Annotated in this window: 1 protein-coding gene; it reads right to left on the bottom strand. The window is 47.7% G+C overall.

Annotated features, from left to right (window positions below; translation table 11 throughout):
- Positions 1 to 11: 11 nt before the first annotated feature.
- The coding region (locus tag KIV40_RS28205; RefSeq protein ID WP_285352510.1) for an inositol monophosphatase family protein at positions 12 to 551 on the bottom strand (540 nt) is incomplete at its 5' end.

The raw sequence follows: 551 nt of genomic DNA, 5'->3' as shown, positions 1-551 counted from the left end.
TAAGGTCTGAATTACTTCAGCATACCTTCGTTTGCGTTCTCACGAACGTGCTTAAGAATTGCTTTAACACCGCGTGCGCTTGAAGCAACAACGTTACCAGACTTCATGTAGTCAGTACCGCCAGCGAAATCAGTCAGGATTGCGCCTGCTTCACGTGCGATTAGATCACCTGCAGCCATATCCCATGGTTTTAGGTCTAGCTCTAGGTAGCCGTCAACACGGCCAGCTGCTAGGTAACATAGGTCTAGTGCTGGAGAACCAGTACGACGGAAGTCAGAACAATCAACAAATAGACCAGAGATGATCTTCATGAAAGATTCAGAGTGTTGCTTAGCTTTGAATGGGAAGCCTGCAGCTAGGATAGAACCTTGTAGGTCTTTCAGCTGAGTTACACGCATACGAGCGTTGTTTAGTTGAGCACCAGCGCCACGTTGAGCTGTGAATAGCTCGTTTAGCATTGGGTCGTAAACACACGCAACTTCAGTACGGCCGTTCATGCGAACAGCGATAGATACTGCGAAGTGTGGGAAGCCTTTAACGAAGTTGTTCGT

The sequence above is a fragment of the Vibrio sp. D173a genome, from assembly GCF_030248475.1.
Note: the sequence above shows the minus strand (reverse complement) of the source record. Positions and strands in the feature narration are given on the sequence as shown.